General features: G+C 66.7%; 19 protein-coding genes. 11 read left to right on the forward strand and 8 right to left on the reverse strand.

Translation table 11 applies throughout. The features are described from left to right. The first annotated feature begins 79 nt into the window (after nucleotides 1–79). Nucleotides 80–4405 carry a chemotaxis protein CheB gene (locus tag VGN93_RS28630; RefSeq protein ID WP_327510312.1) on the forward strand — a complete coding sequence of 1442 codons (4326 nt, stop codon included), beginning with the start codon at nucleotides 80–82 and terminating at the stop codon, nucleotides 4403–4405. Nucleotides 4406–4553: 148 nt separating this feature from the next. Here the strand turns inward: VGN93_RS28630 and VGN93_RS28635 are convergent, their stop codons facing one another. Beyond that, nucleotides 4554–5543, reverse strand: a complete 990-nt coding sequence (locus tag VGN93_RS28635; protein ID WP_327510313.1) for a GDP-L-fucose synthase — start codon at nucleotides 5541–5543, stop codon at nucleotides 4554–4556. Beyond that, nucleotides 5527–6597, reverse strand: coding sequence for a GDP-mannose 4,6-dehydratase (gene gmd, locus VGN93_RS28640; RefSeq protein WP_327510314.1), 1071 nt, complete (start codon nucleotides 6595–6597; stop codon nucleotides 5527–5529). Before gmd ends, VGN93_RS28635 begins: the two co-directional genes overlap by 17 nt. Before the next feature lie 294 nt (nucleotides 6598–6891). Between gmd and VGN93_RS28645 the strand changes: the two genes are divergently transcribed. The 3 genes from VGN93_RS28645 to VGN93_RS28655 are packed head-to-tail and all read left to right on the forward strand — an operon-like array spanning nucleotide 6892 to nucleotide 10576. Then, nucleotides 6892–8154, forward strand: a complete 1263-nt coding sequence (locus VGN93_RS28645; protein WP_327510315.1) for a glycosyltransferase family 4 protein — start codon at nucleotides 6892–6894, stop codon at nucleotides 8152–8154. Then, the gene (locus VGN93_RS28650; RefSeq protein WP_327510316.1) at nucleotides 8151–9392 is read left to right on the forward strand and encodes a glycosyltransferase family 4 protein; all 1242 of its coding nucleotides are present in this window, start codon (nucleotides 8151–8153) and stop codon (nucleotides 9390–9392) included. Before VGN93_RS28645 ends, VGN93_RS28650 begins: the two co-directional genes overlap by 4 nt. Next, nucleotides 9389–10576, forward strand: coding sequence for a glycosyltransferase (locus VGN93_RS28655; protein WP_327510317.1), 1188 nt, complete (start codon nucleotides 9389–9391; stop codon nucleotides 10574–10576). Before VGN93_RS28650 ends, VGN93_RS28655 begins: the two co-directional genes overlap by 4 nt. Nucleotides 10577–10579: 3 nt before the next feature. Here VGN93_RS28655 and VGN93_RS28660 read toward each other — a convergent pair whose 3' ends face one another. The 3 genes from VGN93_RS28660 to VGN93_RS28670 form a co-directional block, all read right to left on the reverse strand. Further along, on the reverse strand, nucleotides 10580–11164 hold the full coding sequence (locus VGN93_RS28660) for a putative colanic acid biosynthesis acetyltransferase (RefSeq protein ID WP_327510318.1): 585 nt from the start codon (nucleotides 11162–11164) through the stop codon (nucleotides 10580–10582). A gap of 235 nt (nucleotides 11165–11399) precedes the next feature. Continuing rightward, nucleotides 11400–12233 carry a glycosyltransferase family 2 protein gene (locus VGN93_RS28665; RefSeq protein ID WP_327510319.1) on the reverse strand — a complete coding sequence of 278 codons (834 nt, stop codon included), beginning with the start codon at nucleotides 12231–12233 and terminating at the stop codon, nucleotides 11400–11402. A gap of 16 nt (nucleotides 12234–12249) precedes the next feature. After that, nucleotides 12250–13326 (reverse strand): MraY family glycosyltransferase, encoded by a 1077-nt coding sequence (locus VGN93_RS28670; protein ID WP_327510320.1) that lies wholly within the window; start codon nucleotides 13324–13326, stop codon nucleotides 12250–12252. 293 nt (nucleotides 13327–13619) lie between these two features. Between VGN93_RS28670 and VGN93_RS28675 the strand changes: the two genes are divergently transcribed. After that, the gene (locus VGN93_RS28675) at nucleotides 13620–13787 is read left to right on the forward strand and encodes a hypothetical protein (RefSeq protein ID WP_256118970.1); all 168 of its coding nucleotides are present in this window, start codon (nucleotides 13620–13622) and stop codon (nucleotides 13785–13787) included. Continuing rightward, nucleotides 13784–13987: a hypothetical protein gene (locus VGN93_RS28680; protein WP_327510321.1), complete on the forward strand. Its 204-nt coding sequence runs from the start codon at nucleotides 13784–13786 to the stop codon at nucleotides 13985–13987. Before VGN93_RS28675 ends, VGN93_RS28680 begins: the two co-directional genes overlap by 4 nt. On the opposite strand, the gene VGN93_RS28685 is transcribed toward VGN93_RS28680, so the two are convergent. Continuing rightward, the gene (locus VGN93_RS28685) at nucleotides 13960–14493 is read right to left on the reverse strand and encodes a Pycsar system effector family protein (protein ID WP_327510587.1); all 534 of its coding nucleotides are present in this window, start codon (nucleotides 14491–14493) and stop codon (nucleotides 13960–13962) included. The genes VGN93_RS28680 and VGN93_RS28685 overlap by 28 nt on opposite strands. A 180-nt stretch (nucleotides 14494–14673) precedes the next feature. Between VGN93_RS28685 and VGN93_RS28690 the strand changes: the two genes are divergently transcribed. Beyond that, on the forward strand, nucleotides 14674–16632 hold the full coding sequence (locus VGN93_RS28690) for an adenylate/guanylate cyclase domain-containing protein (protein ID WP_327510322.1): 1959 nt from the start codon (nucleotides 14674–14676) through the stop codon (nucleotides 16630–16632). Between the two features lie 4 nt (nucleotides 16633–16636). Here the strand turns inward: VGN93_RS28690 and hutC are convergent, their stop codons facing one another. Both hutC and VGN93_RS28700 read right to left on the reverse strand, forming a co-directional pair. Then, on the reverse strand, nucleotides 16637–17395 hold the full coding sequence (gene hutC, locus VGN93_RS28695; RefSeq protein WP_319312348.1) for a histidine utilization repressor: 759 nt from the start codon (nucleotides 17393–17395) through the stop codon (nucleotides 16637–16639). A 138-nt stretch (nucleotides 17396–17533) separates the two neighbouring features. Further along, the gene (locus tag VGN93_RS28700) at nucleotides 17534–18877 is read right to left on the reverse strand and encodes a formimidoylglutamate deiminase (protein ID WP_327510323.1); all 1344 of its coding nucleotides are present in this window, start codon (nucleotides 18875–18877) and stop codon (nucleotides 17534–17536) included. A 109-nt stretch (nucleotides 18878–18986) separates the two neighbouring features. Between VGN93_RS28700 and hutI the strand changes: the two genes are divergently transcribed. The 4 genes from hutI (at nucleotide 18987) to hutU (ending at nucleotide 24485) form a co-directional block, all read left to right on the forward strand. Continuing rightward, the gene (hutI, locus tag VGN93_RS28705) at nucleotides 18987–20213 is read left to right on the forward strand and encodes an imidazolonepropionase (RefSeq protein WP_327510325.1); all 1227 of its coding nucleotides are present in this window, start codon (nucleotides 18987–18989) and stop codon (nucleotides 20211–20213) included. A gap of 38 nt (nucleotides 20214–20251) precedes the next feature. Then, complete coding sequence (gene hutH / locus VGN93_RS28710; protein WP_327510326.1) at nucleotides 20252–21787, forward strand: histidine ammonia-lyase; 1536 nt, start codon at nucleotides 20252–20254, stop codon at nucleotides 21785–21787. A gap of 199 nt (nucleotides 21788–21986) precedes the next feature. After that, a complete protein-coding gene (hutG, locus tag VGN93_RS28715; protein ID WP_327510327.1) occupies nucleotides 21987–22790 on the forward strand; it encodes an N-formylglutamate deformylase in 804 nt (267 codons plus the stop codon). Between the two features lie 18 nt (nucleotides 22791–22808). After that, nucleotides 22809–24485: a urocanate hydratase gene (hutU, locus tag VGN93_RS28720; protein WP_327510328.1), complete on the forward strand. Its 1677-nt coding sequence runs from the start codon at nucleotides 22809–22811 to the stop codon at nucleotides 24483–24485.

Below are 24485 nucleotides of genomic sequence, written 5' to 3' on the forward strand. Positions count from 1 at the left end.
GCGTGCGCTTATACTGTGCCAGGCCTCCATAGGTGCGCTAAACGCTCAAAATGTTTGCAGAATCCCCGAGATCGCATCCATGAGTTCGAGCCGATCCTCCTCACGCACGCCGTCGGGATTCGATGACGCAGGCGCCAGCCCCGTCGCAGGCGTCGTCGCGATCGGTGCATCGGCCGGCGGGCTCGATGCCTGCCGAAGCCTTCTCGACGCCATGCCGTCGGGCGGCGGCAACGCCTACATCCTCGTCCAGCATCTCGATCCGGTCCATGAGAGCATGCTGGTGGGCCTGCTGTCCGGCCACACCCCGATGACCGTGATCGAGGCCGCGGACGGCCAGCGGCTGGAGCCGGACCACCTCTTCGTCATTCCCCCCGGCCGCTACATCGCCGTCAATGCCGGCACGATCCGGCTGAGCACGCCGCCGGTCGGCAACGGCATGCGCATGCCCTACGATTTCCTGCTGCATTCGCTGGCGACGGAATACGGACCGCGCGCGACCGCCGTGGTGCTGTCGGGCACCGGCACGGACGGCAGCATCGGCGTGCGGTTCATCCGCGAGGCGGGCGGACGGGTCTATGTGCAGGATCCGGACGAGGCCAGCTACGAGGGCATGCCGAACAGCGTGATCGATTCCGGCATGGCAGACCAGGTCATGCCGCTCTCGGCCATCGGCCAGGCGCTGCACGGCGCGCTCTTCCCGGCCATCGCGCAGGACAAGGAGCACATCTCCAAACAAGCGGGCATGGAGGCGATCCTTGCCCTGCTTCGCCAGTCGACCGGCAAGGATTTTTCCCTCTACAAGCAGGGCACGCTCTATCGGCGGGTGGAGCGGCGCATGGCCATGGCCGGCATTGCCTCTTCCGAAAAGGCGCGTTATCTCGACATCCTCGAACAAAACCCGTTCGAACTGTCGCAGCTCGCCACCGACATCCTCATCAATGTCACGAGCTTCTTTCGCGATCCCGAGATCTTCGAGCGCCTGCGCGCGACGATCGTGCCGCAACTCCTCCGCCATCACCCGCCCGAGGTGACGCTTCGGCTCTGGGCTGCCGGATGCAGCACGGGGGAGGAAGCCTACTCGCTGGCGATGCTCGTGCAGGAATGCATCGCGGACGCCAAATCCGACGTCAAGTTACAGATCTTCGGCTCCGATGCCGACGAGGAGGCGATAGCCTTCGCCCGCGAGGGCATCTATCCGAAGACGATCGAGGCCGACGTCTCGCCGGAGCGGCTGCAACGGTTCTTCATCGCGGAGGAACACGGCTACCGCGTGGGGCCGGAGCTGCGTGCGTCGGTGATCTTCGCGGTTCAGAACATTCTGACCGACCCGCCCTTCTCGAATATCGACCTCATCTCCTGCCGCAATCTTCTCATCTATCTCGGACCGGAAGCGCAGGCGAAGGTCATGGCGCTCTGCCATTTCGCACTCAACGAAAGCGGCATCCTGCTGCTCGGCAGCACCGAGACGATCGGCAACGCGGCGAGCCGCTTCGACGTCGTCGACAAGGCCGCAAAAATCTTCCGGCGACAGGGGCCGCGCGGTCGCTACGGTTTCCCGATCAACGCCTTCGACACGGCGCGTGCGCGCGCGCAGCAGGGCCAGGCCCAGTTCCCGAACCGCCAGGCAGCGCTTGCCGACCTCAGCCGCCGCACGGTGCTCGATGCCTATGCGCCCGCCACGGTGCTGATCAACCGGAAATACGAATATCTCTATTCATTGGGGCCGGTGCAGCGCTACCTGCGCATCGCGCCCGGCCACCCGACCCAGGACCTGTTCACCGCGACGCCGCGCAGCGTGCACACCAAACTCCGCTCGGCGCTGCACCGCGCGTTGCAGGACAGGGTGCGCACCGTCGCCGCCGGCCTCTACCATGATGCGGACGACACCCTGTCGCGCTACGACATCGCGGTGCAGCCCGTCACCAGCGATGGCGAGGACCTGCTGCTCGTCTCTTTCTTCGACGTGGCGCGCGAACCTTCGGCCACCGACACCGCGGATATGCCGGACGACGCCCGGTCGCGCGCCCTGGAGCGTGAACTGGCCGCAACCCGGACGGAGCTCCAGGCCGCAATCCGCGATCTGGAAAATGTGGCGGAAGAGCAGAAGGCGATCAATGCGGAGACGCTCTCGCTCAACGAGGAGTATCAGTCCGCAAACGAGGAGCTGCTCACCTCGAAGGAAGAGCTCCAGTCGCTGAACGAGGAGCTCACCGCGCTCAATATCCAGCTCCAGGAAGCGCTCGAGCGGCAGCGCGCCACGGCGAACGACCTCGAAAACGTGCTCTACAGCACCGACGTCGCGACGATCTTCCTCGATCCGGACTTGCGCATCCGCTACTTCACGCCGGCGACACGCGCGATCTTCAACGTGCTCGTCGGCGATATCGGCCGGCCGCTCGGAGACCTCAATTCCCGCGTGCCGGACTCGACGCTGCTCAGCGACGCCGCGGCCCTGCTGAAGGGCAGCAGCGGCAAGGAACGCGAAGTGAGAACCACCAGCGGCATCTGGTATCTCCGCCGCATCATGCCCTACCGGACCCAGGAGGGCGGCACCGAAGGGGTCGTCATCACCTTCGCCGACATTACCACCCAGCACCACGCCAACGACGCGCTCGACCGGGCGAAACACACCGCCGAGCGGGCCAATGCGGCAAAATCCCGCTTCCTCGCCACGGCAAGCCACGACCTGCGCCAGCCCCTGCAATCGCTGGTGCTTCTCCAGGGCCTGCTGGAGAAATCGGTCGAGGGCGAAAAAGCGCAGCGGCTGGTCCGCAGTTTCCGCGATACGCTGGGCTCGATGTCGGCCATGCTCAACGCGCTGCTCGACATCAACCAGATCGAGGCCGGCACCGTCTATCCGCGCATCGTGACATGCAGCGTCAACGACGTGCTCGAACGGTTGCACGAGGAATTCAGCTACAGCGCGATGGAAAAGGACCTGTCGCTCCACTTCGTTGCCTGCACGCTGCCGATCAGGACCGATCCGCGCCTCCTGGAACAGATCGTGCGCAACCTTCTGGCCAATGCCGTCAAATACACGAAGAAGGGCAAGATCCTGCTCGGATGCCGGCGGCATGGCGATGCGCTCGCCATAGAAGTCTGGGATAGCGGCGTGGGCATCGCCTCGCACGAGCTTCAGTCGATTTTCGACGAATACCACCAGGCACTCAACGAAACGCCCGAGGCCGAGCTCGGCCTCGGGCTCGGCCTGTCGATCGTCCGGCGCCTCAGCATGCTGCTCGGCCACAAGGTTCAGGTCCGCTCGGTGCCGGGCAAGGGGTCGGTCTTCTCGATCCATGTGGCGCTCGGCCTCGACGACCCGCACAAGGACAAGCCCGCCCTCATCGGCGAAAGCCTGCCGGGGCCGCCGGTGCGCGGCACCGTCCTCGTCGTGGAGGACGACCCGAAGGTCCGCAGCCTCATCGAGATCGCGCTGCGCGACGAACAGCACCTCGTCCATGTGGCGGAGAACGGGGCGACCGCGATCGAACTCGTCGCGAGCGGCACGGTCGTGCCGACGCTCATCCTCGCCGACAACAACCTGCCGCACGAGAAGAACGGCATCGAGGTCACAAAAGAGCTTCGCGCGATCCTCGGCCGCGACATCCCCGCGATCGTGCTGACCGGCGATATTTCGGCGGAGACATTGCGCCGTCTCTCGGCCGAAGACTGCCTGCACATGCCCAAACCCGTGAGCCTCGACGATCTGTTGAAGGCAATCCAGCTGCTGCTGCGCTCGAATGCGGATGTCGACGAAGGACAGCCCGGCGGGCCCTCGCCCGGTCCTCCCGACGGCCCGGAAATCTTCGTCATCGACGACGACCGCACGATGCGCGAGGCGATGCGCGAGACGTTCGAAGCCCATCGGCGGCCGGTCAGGACCTTTGCGAGCGGCGAGGCCTTTCTCGCCGCGTTCGACGACAGGGAGCCCGGCTGCGTGCTGATGGATGTCAATCTGCCGGGCATGAGCGGCCTGAAGGTGCTGGAGACCCTGCGCGGCAAGGGGGTGACATTGCCGATCATCCTGATCACCGGTGCCGGCGACGTCGCCATGGCCGTGCAGGCCATGAAGGCCGGCGCCTCCGATTTCGTCGAGAAGCCGATCGGCCCGTCCGAATTGCTGGCCTGCGTGGCCGCGGCGCTGGAGCGCAATCGGGACATCGGCAAGCGCGGCGTCTGGCAGCGGCAGGCGAAGGACCGCCTGGCGGCGCTGACCGGGCGGCAGCGCGAAATTCTCGAACGGGTGCTGGCCGGTCAGTCCAGCAAGGTGATCGCCCGCGATCTGGATCTCAGCCAGCGCACCGTCGAGGCGCATCGCGCCGCGATCATGAAGCGCATGGGCGTCGGCTCGCTGCCGGCGCTGGCGCGGCTGATGGCGGCGGCGGAAGGCGGCGGCGCAGGCTGAGCCTTAGGACCGATCGACATTCAGTTCAGGCCGTGCCGAAAATGGTGAGTTTCCGTGTTCCGGAGCGCAGCGTACTTTCGGTACGTGAGCACCGGAAGCGCGGAAAATCGCCGTTTGCAGGCCGGCCTGGGCGGAATGGCGATTGGTCCTACGGATGATGCTGCTTGACCAGGCTGTTGCGGCCCGAGGTCCTCCAGCGATGATAGAGTTCCTCGATGCCGGCGCGAAGCGCGATCTTGTGCGACCAGCCGAGCCGGTGAAGGCGGGATGTGTCCAGGAGCTTGCGGGGCGCACCGTCCGGCTTGAAGGCATCGAAGACGATGCGGCCGCGAAAATCGATGACGTCGGCGATCAGGAAGGCGAGGTCGCCGATGCTGATCTCCTCGCCCGAGCCGATATTGATCAGCTTGGGGCTTTCATAGCTTTTCATCAGGAAGACGCAGGCGTCGGCAAGATCGTCGACATGCAGGAATTCCCGCTTCGGCGTGCCGGTGCCCCAGACGACGACGCTGTCGCGATGGCCGACGCGCGCATCGTGCATCTTGCGGATCAGCGCCGGGATGACGTGCGAATGGTCGAGGTCGAAATTGTCGTTCTGGCCGTATAGGTTCGTCGGCATCACCGAAATGAAGCGACAGCCATGCTGTTCGGCATAGGCGCTGGCGAGCTTTATGCCGGCGATCTTGGCGATCGCGTAGGCCTCGTTGGTCGGCTCCAGGCTGCCCGTGAGCAGGGCATCCTCGGTGATGGGCTGCTCGGCATGTTTGGGGTAGATGCAGCTCGAGCCCAGGCAAAGCAGCTTTTCGACGCCGAGGTCGGAGGCCGTCTTGATGATGTTGAGGAGGATGAGGGCGTTTTCGGCGAGAAACTCCGCCGGATAGCGCGCATTGGCGCCGATACCGCCGACCCGGGCGGCCGCGATGAAGATCGCCTCCGGCCGCGCCTTGCGCATCCAGGCTTCCGTATCGGACTGGCGCGTCAGGTCGAGGTCCTCGCGTGTCACCGTCTGGATGTCGCAGCGTTCCCGTTTCAGCCGGCGCATCAGCGCCGAGCCGACCATTCCCGAATGCCCGGCCACCCAGACCCGCTTGCCGCGCAGGTCGTAAGATACCGTGTCGTCTTCAGCCGTGGAGATCATTTCGCCCCTCCTCCTTGGTGATCACCCGCAGGTCCGATTCGACCATCTCCGAGACGAGCTCGCCGAAGGTCACCGTCTGGCGCCAGCCGAGCCGCTCGCGCGCCTTGCTCGCATCGCCAAGCAGGATATCGACCTCCGCGGGGCGGAAATAACGGGGATCGATCTGGATGAGCGGCTTGCCGCTCTTGCGCTCATAGCCGATCTCGTCGACGCCCGTGCCGTCCCATTCGATGGATTTTCCCACGACGTCGAAGGCGCACTCGACGAATTCCCGGACCGTATGGGCCTCCCCGGTGGCGAGTACATAGTCGTCCGGCACGTCCTGCTGCACGATCCGCCACATGCCCTCCACATAGTCGCGTGCATGTCCCCAGTCGCGCCTGGCATCGAGATTGCCGAGATAGAGCTTGTCCTGCAGCCCCCATTCGATCGCCGCCACCGCCCGGGTGATCTTGCGCGTGACGAAGGTTTCGCCGCGCCGCGGGCTTTCATGGTTGAAGAGGATGCCGTTCGAGGCGTGGAAGCCATAGGCCTCGCGATAGTTGACCGTCATCCAGTAGGCGTAGAGTTTCGCGGCGGCATAGGGGCTGCGCGGATGGAACGGCGTGCCCTCCCGCTGCGGCGTTTCCTTGATGCCGCCGAAGAGTTCCGAGGTCGATGCCTGGTAGAAGCGGCATTGTTCGCCGACCTTCAAAAGCCGCATGGCCTCCAGCAGCCGCAGCGTGCCGAGCGCGTCGGTATTCGCGGTATATTCCGGCGTCTCGAAACTCACCTGAACATGGCTCTGGGCGCCGAGATTGTAGATCTCGTCCGGCTGGACCTCCTGGATCACCCGGCAGAGGTTCGTCGCATCGGTCAGGTCGCCGAAATGCAGGTGGAAGCGCACCCCCGGCGACCGTGGATCGGCATAGAGATGATCGATGCGGGCCGTGTTGAAGGATGACGAGCGGCGCTTGAGGCCGTGCACCCGATATCCCTTGGAAAGCAGAAGCTCGGTCAGGTAGGAGCCGTCCTGGCCCGTGACGCCGATGATCAAGGCTGTTTTGTCAGGCATTGTAGGATCAGCTCTCGCAGGAGGGGCATGCGGGCACACGTCTTCACGGCCCGTCCCACGAGTTAGCGATGACGCGGTCCGCGCGGCAAGGTGGCCGTTCGGGGGACGGGGATCGTCCCGCTTTCCCCGGATCGGACGCCGCCGCACCTCAGCCCGACGAAGGACTAGCCCCCCTCGTCGGAAGGCGTAGGCCGGGTGCTGGGGCAAAGTACCCCCTAGCGCCTTTGGAGAACTTGCCGCCGTCCGCGTATTGGCAGGATCGTATCCCGCAGGAATTGTGATCCCGGGGGGCTCATGCGGACGATCTTCGTCAATCGATATTTCCATCCCGACCAGTCGGCGACGAGCCGCATGGTATCGGCGCTCGCTTTCGGCCTGGCGCGGCAGGGCGGCGAGGTCGCGGTCGTCGCGAGCCGCACCCGCCATGACCAGGCCGACGCTCCGCTCGCCGGGCGGGAAACCTGCTCCGGCGTGGATGTCGTCAGGCTTTCCACCTCGCGCTTCGGCCGCGGCACCCTGCCCGGCCGCGCCATCGATTATCTCTCCTTCCACCTCGCGGCCTTCGGCTGGCTCATCCGCAATGTCCGGCGCGGCGACGTCGTGGTCGTCTGCACCGATCCGCCGCTGATCTCGCTCGGCTGCGCGCTGCCCATCCGGCTGCGCGGCGGCGAGATGGTCAACTGGGTCATGGACCTCTTCCCCGAAACCGCCATCGAGCTCGGCCTTTTCAGCAGGGCGCCCGTGCTCGGACGGTTCGCCGCGTGGCTGCGCGACCGGTCGGTCGCCCGCGCGCGCCTCACCATCTGCCCGACGGAGCGGATGGAGGATTACCTGCTCGCGCGCGGCGCCCCGGCTGATCGCATGCGCGTGTTGCACCATTGGTCCGATGCGGCCGAGATCCGCCCTGTGCCGCGCGACGAAAACCCCCTTCGCGCCGCTTGGGACTACACCCGGAAATTCGTAGTCGGTTATTCCGGCAATTTTGGCCGCGCCCATGAATTCGCCACGCTGATCGAGGCGGCGACCCTTTTGCAGGACCGGCAGGATATCCGCTTCCTGATGGTCGGCGGCGGCCACAAGCTCGCCTCCGTGCAGGGCGCCGTGCGCGAACGCGGCCTCGCCAACGTCACCTTCAAGCCGTTGCAACCGGCCGAGCAGCTTGCCGAAAGCCTCGGCGTGCCGGATCTCCATGTCGTCTCGCTGCTGCCGCGCCTCGAACATTGCATCATCCCGAGCAAGTTCTACGGCATCCTCGCCGCCGGCAGGCCGACGCTCTTCATCGGCGATCCGAAAGGCAGCGTCGCGGCCGTCATCGATGCCGAGGGTTGCGGGGTGAATATCGGGATCGGCGAGGCCGAAAGGCTCGCCCGCACGATCGCCGAGCTGGCGGCATCGCCGGAAAAGGTCGTCGCGATGGGCGAGACCGCGAGGGCCGTGCTCGAAGCCGACTATGCCTATGACCGCGCGCTCGCCACCTGGCGCGTGCTGCTGCGGGACCTGGCGGAAGCCGCGCCCGCGCCCGCACGCGCCGTCCTGCTGGAGCAGGAGACGTCATGACCGACACCGTCGTCGTCAGCCAGCTCGGCGCCCGCATGCACTATGCCGTCGCCCGCATTCTGGCGAAGGAAGGCCGGCTTGGCCATTTCTTCACCGATATCTGCGGCACCAAGAGCTGGCCCGCCCTCCTCCACCGCCTGCCCCAGTCGATGCTGCCGCGGCCGGTGCGGCGGCTGGTCGGGCGGGTGCCCAACGGTGTGCCGCCGGAACTCATCACGGATTTTCCGCTCTTCGGCGTGCGCTCCGCCATCCGGCGCCTGCGCATGGAGGACCAGGCCGGGGAAATGTCGCATGCCGTCTGGGCCGGTAGCCGCTTCTCGAACCTCGTCGCGGCCCGGGGCTTTCACAACGCCGCCGGCCTTTATGCCTATAGCGGCGACGCGCTGGAACAGATGCGCGCCGCCAAGAAGCAGGGCCTCTGGGTCGCCGTCGAGCAGATGGTCGCGCCGCGCGCCGTGCTGGAGGCCATCCTCGCCGAGGAGATGGGGCACTTTCCCGACTGGGCCGGCCCGCCGGCGAAGAACCCGCATGCCGAGACCTTCGCGGCCCGCGAACGCGCGGAATGGGCGTTGGCGGACTGCATCGTCTGCCCGTCCGATTTCGTCCGCGACCATGTCATCGCCGAGGGCGGGCCGGCGGAACGCTGCGTCGTCGTGCCCTACGGCGTCGATGCGAAGGACCGCTCCGACCCGACGCCCCGCGCACCCGGTCCGCTGCACGTCCTGACGATCGGCGAGGTGGGCCTGCGCAAGGGCTCGCCCTATGTGCTGCAAGCCGCCGAACGCCTCGGCACCGCGGTGCGGATGCGCATGACCGGCCCCCACCGGCTGCCCGAGCCGGTCCGCCGGCGGATGAGCCGGTCGATCGAGCTCCGGGGCATCGTGCCGCGCGCCGAGATCGCCGGAGAATATCGCTGGGCGGATGTCTTCCTGCTACCTTCCCTTTGCGAAGGGTCCGCCACCGTCATCTACGAGGCGCTGGCCTCCGGCCTCCCGGTCATCACCACCTACAGCACGGGCAGCGTCGTGCGGCATGGCGTCGAGGGTCTGATCGTGCCGGAGCGCGATCCACAGGCGATCGTCGATGCCGTGCGCTACCTCGCCGACAACGAGGACGTCCGCGCGACCATGTCGGCCAATGCACGCCGCACGGCGGCCAGCCACACCGTCGACAAATATGGCGCCCGCCTTCTCGACGTGCTGTCCCGGCTGCACGGCCCCCATGGCGGCAAGCCATGAAGATCGTCCATGTCATCACCACCATGGATCCGGACAAGGGAGGCCCGCAGGCGGTCGTGATGCGGCTTGCGGCGGCCCAGGCGAACCTCGGCCATGCGGTGCATGTGGTGAGCCAGGCGGATACGCAGACGCTCGGCCATGTGGCGCGGCTCGGCGAAGCCATCCCCGGCTTCCAGCACATCGTCTGGCACACCGCGCCGCCGGGCAGGCTGGAAGAGGTGCTCTGCCGCAAGACACGTCCGCTTCTGGCGCGCATCCTCACCGATGCTCACCAGGTCCACCTGCACGGCGTCTGGGAGCCGATACTCGTCTTCGCCGCAGCCATCGCCGCCCGCAACGGCGTGCCCTATTGTGTCTGCCCGGCCGGTATGCTCGACACGTGGAGCTTGGCGCAAAAACCCTGGAAGAAGCGCGTGGCGCTGGCGCTCGGATGCCGCCGGATGCTCGACCGCGCGGCCTTCATCCACGCCCTCAACCGCGACGAGGCGGAGCTGATGCGGCCGCTCGGCCTGAAGGCGCCGGCCGAGATCATTCCCAACGGCGTCTTCACCGAGGAATTCGAACACCTCCCCTCCGCCAGGGCCTTTCCCGCGCTGATCGGCCTTCAGGCGGAGCGGCGCTTCGTGCTGTTCCTGTCGCGCCTGCACTACAAGAAGGGCCTCGACCTGCTCGCCGCCGCGTTCCAGCGGGTTGCGCGGGAATGCCCGGATGTCGATCTCGTCGTGGCGGGGCCGGATGGCGGGGCGGAGGACGATTTCCGCGATCTCGTGCGCCGTTTCGGGCTCGAAAGGCGGGTCTTCATGGTCGGCCCGCTCTATGGCGAGACGAAGCTTCAGGCCTTCGTTTCGGCCGCCTGCTTCTGCCTGCCCAGCCGGCAAGAGGGTTTTAGCGTGGCGATCACCGAGGCGCTCGCCTGCGGCACGCCGGTCGTCATCACCCGTGCCTGCCATTTTCCGGAAGTGGCCGTTGCCGGTGCCGGCGCGGTCGTGGCGCTCGATGCGACGGATGTCGCGAGCGCCCTGGTCGAAACGCTGTCGAATGCGCCCGCCGCACGCGCCATGGGGCAGAACGGCCGCCGGCTGGTGTTCGAGAATTACACCTGGCCGCGCATCGCCCAGCTGACGATCGGCCTCTACGAGGCCTATGCGCCGGCGACCGAGAATGTGGGGCTTTCCATCACCTGACGGCTAACCAACCTGCCGGCGGCTGGCGACGGCCCGCGCCGGATTGCCGGCATAGACGGTCCACGGTTCCAGCGCGCGGACCGCGACGCCACGTGCGCCGAGAACCGCGCCCTCGCCGGCCTCCATGCCCGGGCCGACGAAGGCCTCCGCGGCGATCCAGGCGTTGCGGCGCAGCACGATCGGCCGCGCCACCAGCGGAAAAGCCGGCTGCTGGATATCGTGCGTGCCCGTGCACAGATGCGCGCGCTGCGACACGATGGCCATCGCCTCGAGCGTCACCGGCGCGACGTTGTAGCAGATCACGCCCGGCCCCATCGAGGCATTCGGCCCCATGGTGAGGTTGCCCGGCCACCAGACGACCGTGCTGCCATGCACGATCGCCGTCGGATCGAGCTTGGCGCCGAAGAGGCGCAGCAAAAGATTGCGCCAGGGATGGAAGGGCGACGGTGTCCACGCCGCAAGGCACCGCCAGGCGACGAGCCAGGCAAGCCGCATCAGCCGGAAGCGCAGCGCGAATGTCGGCCCGCCCAGCAGCGGTGCCGCGAGGCCCAGCGTATCGAGACCCGGATCGTCGTAACGGGACTTCATGAATGGACGGGCCTCCCTGCCATGGCCGGAACGCAACAGCTGCGTCGACTGGACATGACTGCCAGCCCCAGCAACGGGGCGAGGAAAAGCACCGTATGCATCCAGACCATGACGATCATCGCAAGTCTCCTTCCCCAAACGGCAACCGCCAGGAGGCGGGGCCTCGCATCTCCCGCTCCCGGCGGCGGTCGCAGGCATGGGGGTACTGCCCGCAACGCCGAACGGACGAGCCGCGTCAAACGGGCAAACCTTCCTCCCGCCGCCGCAGCTCCTCCGTCTTGATGACGATCATGTATTCGTAGGCAGCGAGCAGCCGGCAGTAGTGATAGCCTTCCCGGCCGTCGCGGAAGCCGCCGCGCAGGACATACATGTAGAGGAAGCGCGCGGCCGGTCGGAACGGCAGGCGCATCGACAGTTCCTTCAGGGCGCGCCGCCGCACCTCGGGCACCCGGCTCAGCATGTCGCGCCAGGGCACGCGTTTCTCGCGCAGGCTGATCACCGTCTCGCGCGCCTCCGAGGAGGAATAGCGATTGTGCTTGTCGTACCAGGCGTTGAGGCCCTTGTTGAAACTGTAGTGGATGAAATGCGCGTCGAGCCGACCCTCCGGCCCCTCGGGCAGGCAGCGCGAATGGGCGTCGCGCTCGTAGCGCACCCGATCCGGCCGCACGAGGCGGGTGATCCAGGTCGGGTAGAGGCTGCTGTGCTTGATCCAGCGCCCCATGAACATGTTCTTGTAGCGGATGCGGAAGGAGCTTTCGGGGCGCACCGGGTCGCGGGCGATCGCCAGCATCTCGTCGCGCAGGTCCGGCGGCGTCACCTCGTCGGCGTCGGGCGTGTAGACCCAGGGATATTTGTAGGTGATCTCCTTCAGCCCGTAGGTGCGCTGGTGCGATTCGGTATCGTGCACCCGCTGGTAGACGCGGGCGCCCGCCGCCTTCGCAATCTCCACCGTCCTGTCGGTGCTGTAGGAATCGAGCACGACGATATCGTCGCACCAGTCCAGCGAGGCCAGGCAGGCGGGGAGATTCCTCTCCTCGTTCAGCGTCATGATCAGCACGGAAATCGACATCGGCCGCCCTCCCCCGTTACATCTGCAGCTTGATTGAGGGACGGGCGGCGCGATGGACCCGCCGGCGCGTGGCGGACTCGGCGGCGAGCACGAATGCGGTATGGGCGATCGCGACGAAGACGAGGCCGATCACCATCACTGGCCCCGGAAGATTGAACACCAGGCCGAGATAGCCGACGCCGCCGCACAGGAACGACACCAGGACGATGACGTAGCTGGTGGCCGCGGGCGAAAAGCCGGCATCGATCAGGAGGTGATGCAGGTGCCGACGGTCCGCCGACATGGGGCTGCGGTGATCGAGCATGCGGCGCACGATCAGGCTCAGCGTATCGACCACCGGAACCACCACCAGCCACAGCAGGCACTGGAAGGGCAGACCTTCAGCGCCGTTCGACAGGCGCAGGATCAGGTAGGCGATGATCGCGCCCAGCGCCGTGCTGCCGGCATCGCCCAGATAGACCGAGGCGCGGGCGCGCCAGGGGCTGCGCAGGTTGAAGATGAGGAAGCCGCCGGTCGCGGCAAGCAGAAGGGCCACGGGAACGACCAGCCCCTCGGCCCCCGCCTGTAGCGACAGCAGGAGGATCCACACCAGCGCGGCGACGGCACTGCCGCCGGCAAGCCCGTCAACGCCGTCCAGCATGTTCCAGGCGTTGATCAACCCGACGATGAAGGCGACGGAGAGCACGAGAAGGCCGATGGGACCGAAGACGATGCCCAATTCCGGCAGGTCGCCGAACGATACCTGCCCCAGTCCCTCCGCGGAGATCAGCGCGATCGCGATCAGCACCTGCGCCCCGAAGCGGAAGCGGGCCGGCAGCGCGAACCGGTCGTCCGCGACGCCGAGCCCGACGATCAGCAGCGTCGCCGCCCAGAAGCCCGGCCCGCAATCCATCGGGCCCGAAGCCAGGAGGCTGATGCCGGCGAAGGCCAGGAAGATCGCGATGCCGCCGCACAGCGGAATGGCGCCCTCATGGATCTTCCGGTGATCCGGCAGATCCATGAGGTGAAGCGGAACTGACAAGGAACGCAACAGGACGACGAAAAAGGCGCTCAACGCGAGAGACGCCGAGCTTTCGAGCAGCAAGAAGATCATATGACGCCCCTGCAATCGCCGCGATGCCCTGACCTTGAGCGATCAGGTTGCATGGACGATGATGCAAGCATAGCGATAGAAATGCGGGGCCGACATTTGGGCAAAAGGTCAGGGAGCCCTCATCGAAGCGAAGGAAACCACCCGCAGGCGTACCCGCGCCTACTCCCTTTCCGCGCCCATCTCCTCCCTTTGGCCAAGGTTTCATACAGCGCGGCCGTGTTTTGGCGGTCTCGATTCGCGGCTTGACATCCGTCGCCGAAAATGGAACATAAAGAGAACAAATGGAGCTGCCGATGCAAACCGATGCTGTCGAACGTGCCCTTGCCGAAGTTGCCGCCTGCCGGGCGCTGCGGGAAAAGCAGCAGGCCCACCGGGCCGAATTCCAGCGCAAGCTGGAGGCGGTGGCAAAACCGCTTTACGTGCTGAAGAGCAAGCGGCAGCTGGAGCTTCGGCTGCAATGATGCGCGCGGCTCACCGGCAGGACAGGATGGAGCGCGAGGAAGCGGCGGAAATCCTCGCATTTCACAACGGCAATGCCCTGGAGGCCTTGCGCACGATGATCGCCGAGCGGGATGCAGTCGAGGAACGGCTCGCCATCGCGACGCAGATCATGCGTCGCGACTGTGCGGCGGCTTATCGCGTCGCAAGCAGCGCGACATAGGCAATGACCGTCAGCAGCAGGCCGCGGAAGGCGAAGCCGACGAAACGGTACTTGTCGCTGGCGATGGAGGCGATGGCGTCGGCGTTCTGCATATATTGCTCGAAGAGATAACCGACGTCGCGGGTCTCGGCCGCCTTGCGAAACCCCTCGCGATGGTGCGGCCAGGCGCCCCAGAACAGCGAGGTCGCCTTGTCGACGCGGCGCGGCAGCACGACGAGGATCGCCGAGACCATGGAAAACACCAGGGCGAAGGCGAGCAGGCCGGACAAGACGATGGTGGAGAGATCGCTCTCGGCATAACGCGACCAGGTGAACACGGCGCGGCTTTCCGTCGAGGTGACGAGCAGCGCCAGCATGAAGGTGAAGATGTAGGCCGCCTTCTGGTCGGAAATCTTCACCTGGTCGTAGAACACGTCGTTGATGCGGCGGATATGATCGAAATGTTCGAGTGCGATCCCCCCGGTGCCGTCCACCGCCCGTTCGAGAATGTTTTGCCGATCGTCCATTGCCGCCATGGCGCTTTTGTTCCCCGTTTCCCTGGTGATAGCCGAGAGGTTTTGGAAAGCAACGGCATGCGTGCAGCACCGCTTGACTTTTTTGAGGGGATGTCGAGTGCTGGGCGCCATGCGAAGCCCCGTACCGACATCCCGTCCCATCCTGCCGCGCCCTGCACGGAGCGCCGGCGCATGAGCGCGGGACTGCGCCGTCCGCACAGATGGTCACGCCGGAGCAAACGCCTCGCCGTGCTCACCTTCGCGGTGATCGCGCTGGTTTCCGCGCTGCCGCAGCTTCCGGGCTGGTCGCTCGCGGACCTGCGCGCCTTCGACTATTTCTCCACCCTCGACGATCCCCGGCCGCCGGCCGCAAGCCCGGTCGTCGTGGCGATCGACGAACCGTCGCTGGCCGAGATCAACGCGCAATGGCCCTGGCCGCGCGAATTGCACGCGCGGCTGGTCGAAAGCCTGCGCAAGGCCGGCGCCACGGCGATCGGTCTCGACATCATCTTCGCCGAGCCGTCCAACCCGGCCTCCGACGCCGCGCTCGCCAAGGCACTCGGGCCGGACGTGGTGCTCGCCGGCGACGAGAGCGTCATCGTCACGCCGCAGGCCGAGCAGTTCCTGCGCACGACGCCGCTGCCCGCCTTTTCGCAAGCGGGTGCCGTGACCGGCATCGCCTCCATCACGCTCGGCGGCGACGGGGTCTTTCGCGACCTGCCGCGCTACGAGGATGGTTTTGCGCTGGCGCTCGCCCGCGTCGCCGGCAAGGCGGCGGTCTCGCCCACGGGCAAACTGCTGCAATCCTTCGGCCCCTCGCGCAGCTACCCGACCGTCTCCTACTACCAGGCGCTCGACCCGGAAAACATGCTGCCGAAGGATATGTTCAAGGGCCGCGTGGTGATCGTCGGACTCAGCCTGCAGAATGCGCCCGACATCAATTCCGGCGGCGCCGACGCCTTTGCGACACCCTATACGGTGCATACCGGCCGGCTGGTGGCGGGGGCGGAAATCCAGGCGACGATTTTCGACAACCTCACCACGGGTGCCGCGATCACCCGCGCCGGCACGCCGCTCGCCATCACGTCCGTCGCCCTTGCGGCGCTTTTCTCGGCGGCGCTCGTGCGGCGCGCGACGCGCTGGCAGACGGCCGTGCTCAGCCTGTTCGCCACGGCGGTGCTCGGGCTGTTGAGCTTCGCGCTGATCCGCGAGGCCACCCTCTTCGTCTCGCCGATCGGCCCCACCGTCGCGCTGCTTCTGGTCGCCGCCGGCCAGACGGCGCTCGACTATGCGGAGGAGCGGCGGCGGCGGCGCGAGATCGTGCGCGCCTTCTCGCAATATCTCTCGCCCGCCCTCGTCGAGCGCCTCGCCCGCGATCCCTCGCAGCTGAAACTCGGCGGCGAACGGCGCACGCTCTCCATCCTGTTTTGCGACGTGCGCGGCTTCACCACCATCGCCGAGACGATGAAGGACGACCCGGAGCAACTGACCACGCTGATCAACCGGCTGCTGACGCCGCTGTCCGACATCGTGCTGAAACATGGCGGCACGATCGACAAATATATCGGCGACTGCGTGATGGCCTTCTGGAACGCGCCGCTCGACGACGAGCACCATGCCCGGCACGCGGTCGCCGCCGCCCTCGACATGCTCGACGCGATGGCGACGCTGAATGCCAAGCTCAAGGCGGAAGCGGCGGCGAGCGGCACGCCCTATCACGCCTTGCGCATCGGCATCGGCATCAATACGGGCGACTGCGTGGTCGGAAACATGGGCTCGTCGCAGCGCTTCGACTATTCGGTGCTGGGCGACGCGGTGAACCTCGCCTCGCGGCTGGAGGGCGCGTCGAAGGCCTATGGCGTGCCGCTGCTCATCGGCGAGCGCACGGCGACGCTTGCCGCGACGGATTTCGCCGTGCTGGAACTCGACCGCATCACGGTGAAGGGCCGCAGCGGTGCGGCGCCCGTCTTCACCGCCCTGCGCAGCCTGCCGGATGCCGCGATGGCCCAGCATGCCCGCTTCATCGAGGACAAATATGCCGGGAAGCTGACGGCCGACGACGCGATTTTCGATGTGCTGAGCGAGACGAGCCCGTCGCTGGCGCCCTACTACGCCACCATCCGGTCCGAACATTTCGCCGGCGGCGCCTGAGGCTTCACGCGCTCTGCTTGGGATATGACGGGGCGAATTCGGCGACGAGCTCGTGTTTTTCGCCCGGATAGGTCAGCCGGACATGGGTGATATAGACGCCGCCGCTCCAGGTGCGCCGCTCGACGACCAGGCAGGCCGTGCCGGGGGCGATCGCCAGCAGGTCCGCGGCGCGGGCGTCGGCGCCGACAGCGCGGATGCGGTGTTCGGCGGCGCTCCACGGCACGCGGCTGATCAGCCAGGCGCCGGGCGCGATATCGTCGAACGTTTCGTCGGCGGCTTCCGGCACGGCGACGCGGTTGATCAGGCGATCCTCCAGGCAGAACGGCTGGGCGCCGGCAAAGTGCAGCGCGGAAATCTCCGTCAGCGGCGCGGGCTCCGGCAGGTCCATCAGGCGGCGGTCGGCCGCTTTCGCGACGCGGTCGAGGCGCGTGCGCTTCTCGTAACGATAGCGCAGCCCGAGTGATTCGACCTCGAGCCGGATGTCGTGGATCTCCAGCACGGCGGATTGCGCGTGCGGATGGGTGACGTAGCTGCCGGACTTGCGCCGCCGCTCGATGAGGCCGCGCTTGACCAGCTCGGTGATCGCCTTGTTCACCGTCATGCGCGAGCACTGGTATTGCTCGGTCAGCTCGTGCTCGAAGGGAATGCGGTGGCCCGGCGGCCATTCGCCCGAGAGGATCCTGCCTTCCACGTCCTCCAGGATGCGGCGATGCAGCGGCGGCTCCTTGGCCTCGGTCCGGGTCTTCTCCTGGTCGATGGAAATGGTCGCCTCCGCGCTAGAGCATTTCCAGCCGAAGCGGAATAGCTTCGGCGTCGGATAATGCGGCACAAACAAAACCTGGGGCGCAATCGCCCGGTGGGACAAGTCATAGGAAAGGCAGGCCCGCCTTACAATACGCCCTCAGGCGTCAGTCAGCGCCCGCATCGTCGCGCCGAAGCGCCGGCCGATTTTTTCGCGCGCCGCATGCCGCCCGCCCTCGACCTGCTTGCGCCCGTTCACCCAGACGCAATCGACCTCGGCGCCGTTCGAAAAAATCCAACCGTCGAGCAACGCATCGCCTGCAAGATCGAGGCCGTGACGGGCCTTGACGCTGACGAAGTCCGCCGCCTTGCCGGCTGACATGCCCGCTTCCACCCCCAGCGCCGCGGCACCGCCGACCAGCGCGCCGTCGAACAGCGCCCGGCCCGTCGAGCCGCCGGGGGCGGCGAGCACGTTGCGGGCGCGGTGGGCGAGACGCTCGGAATATTCCAGCTGGCGCAGTTCGTCCGGCAGGCCGATCAGCACGTTGGAATCGGAGCCGACGCCGAACCGGCCGCCGGCGGCGAAAAACTCTGCCGGGAAGATGCCGTCGCCGAGATTGGCTTCGGTGATCGGGCAGAGGCCGGCGATGGCGCCGGCTTCCGCCATGCCGCGCGTCTCGGTGTCCGTCATGTGCGTGGCGTGGATGAAACACCAGCGACCGTCGACGGCCTGGTTGTCGAGCAGCCACTCCACCGGGCGGCGGCCGGACCAGGCGATGCTGTCCTCCACTTCCTTCACCTGCTCGGCGATGTGGATGTGGATCGGCTTGTCGCCGGCCATGGCGACGACGGCGGAAAGCTCGTCCGGCGTGACCGCGCGCAGGCTGTGCGGCGCGACGCCGGTGATGCCGCCGGGCAGGCCATCCGTCAGCGTGCGGCAACGTTCCAGCAGCGCGGCATAGGAATCCCGGTCGTTGATGAACCGGCGCTGCCCCTCGCCCGGCGCCGTGCCGCCGAAGCCGGCATGGGCATAGAAGACGGGCAGCAGCGTCAGCGCGATTCCGGTTTCGGACGCGGCTGAAGCAATGCGCACGGCCATCTCGGCGATATCGCCATAGTGCCCCCCGTCCTTGTCGTGGTGCAGGTAGTGGAACTCGCCGACGCGGGTAAAGCCCGCCTCCAGCATCTCGACATAGAGCTGCGCGGCGACCGCCTCGACATCGTCCGGCGTCATGGACAGCGCGAAGCGATACATGACATTGCGCCAGCTCCAGAAGCTGTCGCTGCCCGGCCCGCGCGTTTCGGCAAGGCCCGCCATGCCGCGCTGGAAGGCGTGGCTGTGCAGGTTCGGCATGCCGGCGACGATGGTGTCGTGACGCTCGTCGCTGGAGGCTGCGGCGGCGTCCGTTTCGAGGCGCGCGATGCGGCCGCCTTCGATGTGGAGACGCACATTCTTCGCCCAACCGCCCGTAAGCAGCGCCTGCCTTGCATGAATGACGGCCATGCCGCTCCCTCCCTCTTCCGGTGTATCTTCGACGCCGATCCGCAAATTCGCTCTTGCGTCCTCTGCGATTATGTATATACATTATCTTCATCACAGGGAAGAGGCAATCATGGTATCAGCAGCGGAAAAGGACACGGTGCGCGTCTGGCGCAATGCCCGGCTTGCAACGCTCCAGGAGAGCCTGCCCGGCCTCGGTATCGTCGAGGATGGCGCTATCGCCGTGCGCGACGGCCGCATCGCCTTCGTCGGTCCGGAAGCCGATCTGCCCGCCGAATTCTCCGCCGCGGGAACCGTCGATTGCGAAGGCCGCTGGATCACCCCGGGCCTCATCGACTGCCACACCCATCTCGTGCATGCCGGCGACCGCGCCCATGAATTCGAGCTGCGGCTTGCCGGCGCCTCCTATGAGGAGGTCGCGCGCGCCGGCGGCGGCATCGTCTCCTCGGTCAAGGCGCTGCGCGCCGCGAGCGAGGACGATCTCGTGCGCCAGACGCTGCCCCGCCTCGACGCGCTGATCGCGGAGGGCGTGACGACCGTCGAGCTGAAATCCGGCTACGGCCTCGATACCGAAAACGAACTCAAGTCGCTGCGCGCCGCCCGCCGGGTTGCCGAACAGCGCGACGTCACCGTGCGCACCACCTTCCTCGGCGCCCACGCGCTGCCGCCGGAAATGAACGGCGACAAGACCGCCTATATCGACAAGGTGGTCAGCGAGATGCTGCCGGCGATCGCGGCGGAAGGCCTTGCCGATGCCGTGGACGGTTTCTGCGAGGGCATCGCCTTCCTGCCGGACGAGATGGCGAAGGTCTTCGATGCCGCCATAAGCTTCGGCCTGCCGGTCAAGCTGCACGCCGACCAGCTTTCGAACCTCAATGGTGCAGCCCTTGCCGCTTCCTACGGCGCGCTTTCGGCCGACCACCTCGAATATACCGACGATGCGGGTGCCGCCGCCATGGCGAAGGCCGGCACGGTCGCCGTCATCCTGCCGGGCGCCTTCTATTTCATCCGCGAGACGAAGAAGCCGCCGGTCGAGCTCTTCCGCAAGCACGGCGTGAAAATGGCCGTCGCGACGGATTCCAATCCCGGCACCTCGCCGCTGACCTCGCTTCTCCTCACCATGAACATGGCCGCCACCCTCTTCGGCATGACCGTCACCGAATGCATTGCCGGCACCACCCGCGAGGCAGCCCGCGCGCTGGGCCTGGTCGATGAAGTGGGGACGCTCGAAGCCGGAAAGTGGGCCGATTTCGTCCTCTGGGACATCGGCCGGCCGGCGGAACTGGTCTACCGCATGGGCTTCAACCCCATGTTTGCCCGTATCCGCAGCGGACATTAGGTCAATTCGCAGCTTACGGCTGCATCGAGGACTGCAACATGACGATCACGCTTCATCCGGGCTCCGTGCCCCTCAAAACCCTTGAATCCATCTACTGGACCGGCGTTTCCGCTCGTCTCGACCCGTCCTTCGACGCCGGCATTGCAAAAGCGGCCGCGCGCATCGCGGAAATCGCCGGCGGCGACGAGCCGGTCTACGGCATCAACACCGGCTTCGGCAAACTCGCCTCCATCAAGATCGCGACGGCCGATGTCGCCACGCTCCAGCGCAACCTGATCCTGTCGCATTGCTGCGGCGTCGGCAAACCGCTGTCCGAAAACATCGTGCGCCTCATCATGGCGCTGAAGCTGATCTCGCTCGGCCGCGGCGCTTCCGGCGTGCGCCTCGACATCGTCCGCCTGCTGGAAACCATGCAGGAAAAGGGCGTCATCCCGGTCATCCCGGAACAGGGTTCCGTCGGCGCCTCCGGCGACCTCGCGCCCCTCGCCCATATGGCGGCCGTGATGATCGGCGAAGGCGAAGCCATTCATGGCGGCGAACGCCTTCCCGGCGGCGCGGCCCTCGCAAAGGCCGGGCTCAAGCCCGTCGTGCTCGCCGCCAAGGAGGGCCTCGCCCTCATCAACGGCACGCAGGTCTCGACCGCGCTAGCGCTCGCCGGCCTCTTCCGGGCGCATCGCGCCGCGCAGGCGGCCCTCGTTACCGGCGCGCTTTCCACCGATGCCGCCATGGGGTCCTCCGCGCCGTTCCATCCCGATATCCACACGCTGCGCGGCCATAAGGGCCAGATCGACGCCGCATCCGCGCTGCGCGCGCTGCTTGCCGGCTCGGTCATCCGCGAGAGTCACATCACCGGCGACGAGCGCGTGCAGGACCCCTATTGCATCCGCTGCCAGCCGCAGGTCGACGGCGCCTGCCTCGATGTCCTGCGTTCCGCCGCCCGCACGCTGGAAATCGAAGCCAATGCCGTCACCGACAACCCGCTGGTTCTGTCCGACAACAGCGTCATCTCGGGCGGCAATTTTCACGCCGAACCCGTCGCCTTCGCCGCCGACCAGATCGCCATCGCGGTCTGCGAGATCGGTGCGATTTCGCAGCGGCGCATCGCGCTTCTCGTGGATCCGGCGCTGTCCTTCGGCCTGCCGGCCTTCCTCGCCAAGACGCCGGGCCTCAATTCCGGCCTGATGATCGCGGAGGTCACCTCGGCCGCGCTGATGAGCGAGAACAAGCAGATGGCGCACCCCGCCTCGGTCGATTCGACGCCGACTTCCGCCAACCAGGAAGACCACGTCTCCATGGCCTGCCACGGCGCCCGCCGCCTGCTGCGCATGACGGAAAACCTGTCCGCCATCATCGGCATCGAGGCGCTGACGGCGGCCCAGGGCATCGAGTTCCGCGCGCCGCTTACCACTAGCCCGGAATTGCAGAAGGTCGTGGCAACGCTGCGCACCGTGGTCGCGACGCTGGAAGAGGACCGCTACATGGCGCCGGATCTCGCCGCCGCCAGCAGCTTCGTCTCCTCGGGCGCCCTCGGCGCATCGGTCTCCAAGGGCATCCTGCCGGTGTTGGAGGCGTGAGGATGGGTATGTGCGTGACGATACCCCCCTCTGCCCTGCCGGGCATCTCCCCCTCAAGGGGGGAGATCAGCAAGGGGTGGAGACATTGCCCAACCGCAATGGCCGAGACGGGCGAGACACCGCTACAACCGATCTCCCCCCTTGAGGGGGAGATGCCCGGCAGGGCAGAGGGGGGTGAACGCCGCCTGGAGGTCGCCCGATGAGCGCCGTCTTCGAAACCCACCAGGGCACCTCGCCCGTCATCCTCGCCTTCCCGCATACCGGCACGGACGTGCCGGCCGACATATGGGAACGCCTGAACGACAATGGCCGCATCCTTGCCGATACGGACTGGCACATCGAAGGTCTCTACGACGGTCTCCTGCCAAACGTGACGACGGTACGTGCCACCTTCCACCGCTACGTCATCGACGCCAACCGCGATCCGGCCGGCGTCAGCCTCTATCCCGGCCAGAACACCACCGGCCTTGTGCCGGAAACGGATTTCGACGGCAAGCCGATCTGGAAGGACGGCGCGGCGCCGACCGAGGCGGACATCGCCTTCCGGCTCGCCCATTTCCACGCGCCCTATCACGCGGCGCTTGCCGCGGAGATCGAGCGTGCCAAGGCGATCCATGGCGTGGCGATCCTCTATGATTGCCACTCGATCCGCTCGCTGATCCCCTTCCTCTTCGAAGGCCGGCTGCCGGATTTCAACGTCGGCACGGACATGGGCCGCACCTGTGATAAGGCGATCGAAACGGCGACATTCGAAGCCTGCGCGAAGGCCGAGGGCTATACCGGCATCCTCAACGGTCGCTTCAAGGGCGGCTGGACGACGCGCCATTACGGCAGGCCGAAAACCGGCGTGCACGCCATCCAGATGGAACTCGCGCAGGTGAGCCATCTCGCCACGGAAGCCCCGCCTTTCGCCCTTGATGGGGAGAAGGCCGCGCGGCTGCGCATTGTTCTGACAGACATCCTGAACCGTCTCGAGGCGCTCGCCTCCACCCTTCCACGCTGATCCCGGGAGACCCAGCCAATGACCACCAATCCCCGCCACAACATCCGCGAAATCCGCGCTGCCCGCGGCACCGAACTCACCGCCAAGAGCTGGATGACGGAAGCGCCGTTGCGCATGCTGATGAACAATCTCGACCCGGACGTCGCGGAAAACCCTCATGAACTGGTCGTCTATGGCGGCATCGGCCGCGCCGCCCGCACCTGGGCGGATTTCGACAAGATCGTCGCGTCGCTGCGCGATCTCGAAGAAAACGAGACGCTGATCATTCAGTCCGGCAAGCCGGTCGGCATTTTCCGCACGCACAAGGATGCGCCGCGCGTGCTGATCGCCAATTCCAACCTCGTGCCGCACTGGGCGACCTGGGATCATTTCAACGAGCTGGATAAGAAGGGCCTCGCCATGTACGGCCAGATGACGGCCGGCTCGTGGATCTATATCGGCAGCCAAGGCATCGTTCAGGGCACCTATGAAACCTTCGTGGAAGCCGGCCGCCAGCACTATAGTGGCGACCTCAAGGGCAAGTGGGTGCTGACCGGCGGCCTCGGCGGCATGGGCGGCGCCCAGCCGCTCGCAGCCGTCATGGCCGGCGCCTCGTGCCTTGCCGTCGAGTGCAACCCGGACTCGATCGATTTCCGCCTGCGCACCCGCTACATCGACGAGAAGGCCGAGACGCTCGACGAGGCGCTCGCGATGATCGATCGCTGGACGAAGGCCGGCGAAGCCAAGTCCGTCGGCCTGCTCGGCAACGCCGCCGAAATCCTGCCGGAAATGGTCCGCCGCGGCATCCGCCCCGACATGGTCACCGACCAGACGTCTGCGCACGACCCGATCAACGGCTACCTGCCGAAGGGCTGGACGATGGCCGAATGGAAGGCAAAGCGCGAAAGCGACCCGAAGACCGTCGAAAAGGCCGCCCGCGCCTCGATGCGCGAGCATGTCGAAGCCATGATCGCCTTCCAGGACATGGGCATCCCGACCTTCGACTATGGCAACAACATCCGCCAGGTCGCCAAGGAAGAGGGTCTCGAAAACGCCTTCGCTTTCCCGGGCTTCGTGCCGGCCTATATCCGCCCGCTGTTCTGCCGCGGCATCGGCCCGTTCCGCTGGGCGGCCCTGTCGGGTGATCCGGAGGACATCCGCAAGACCGACGCCAAGGTCAAGGAACTGCTGCCCGACAACAAGCACCTGCACAACTGGCTCGACATGGCCGCCGAGCGCATCGCCTTCCAGGGCCTGCCGGCCCGCATCTGCTGGGTTGGCCTCGGTGACCGTCACCGCCTGGGCCTCGCCTTCAACGAGATGGTGAAGAACGGCGAACTGAGCGCGCCCATCGTCATCGGCCGCGACCATCTCGATTCGGGCTCCGTCGCCTCGCCGAACCGCGAGACGGAAGCGATGAGGGACGGCTCGGACGCCGTGTCCGACTGGCCGCTGCTCAACGCGCTGCTCAACACCGCCTCGGGTGCCACCTGGGTGTCGCTCCACCACGGCGGCGGCGTCGGCATGGGCTTCTCGCAGCATTCGGGCGTCGTCATCTGCGCCGACGGCACGGATGCGGCAGCCGAGCGCCTCGGCCGCGTGCTGTGGAACGACCCGGCGACGGGCGTCATGCGCCATGCGGATGCCGGCTACGACATCGCGCTCGATTGCGCCAAGGAAAAGGGCCTGCGCCTGCCCGGCATCCTCGGTAATTGA

Origin of the sequence: Shinella sp. (genome assembly GCF_035998705.1) — a bacterium.
Taxonomy (GTDB): domain Bacteria; phylum Pseudomonadota; class Alphaproteobacteria; order Rhizobiales; family Rhizobiaceae; genus Shinella.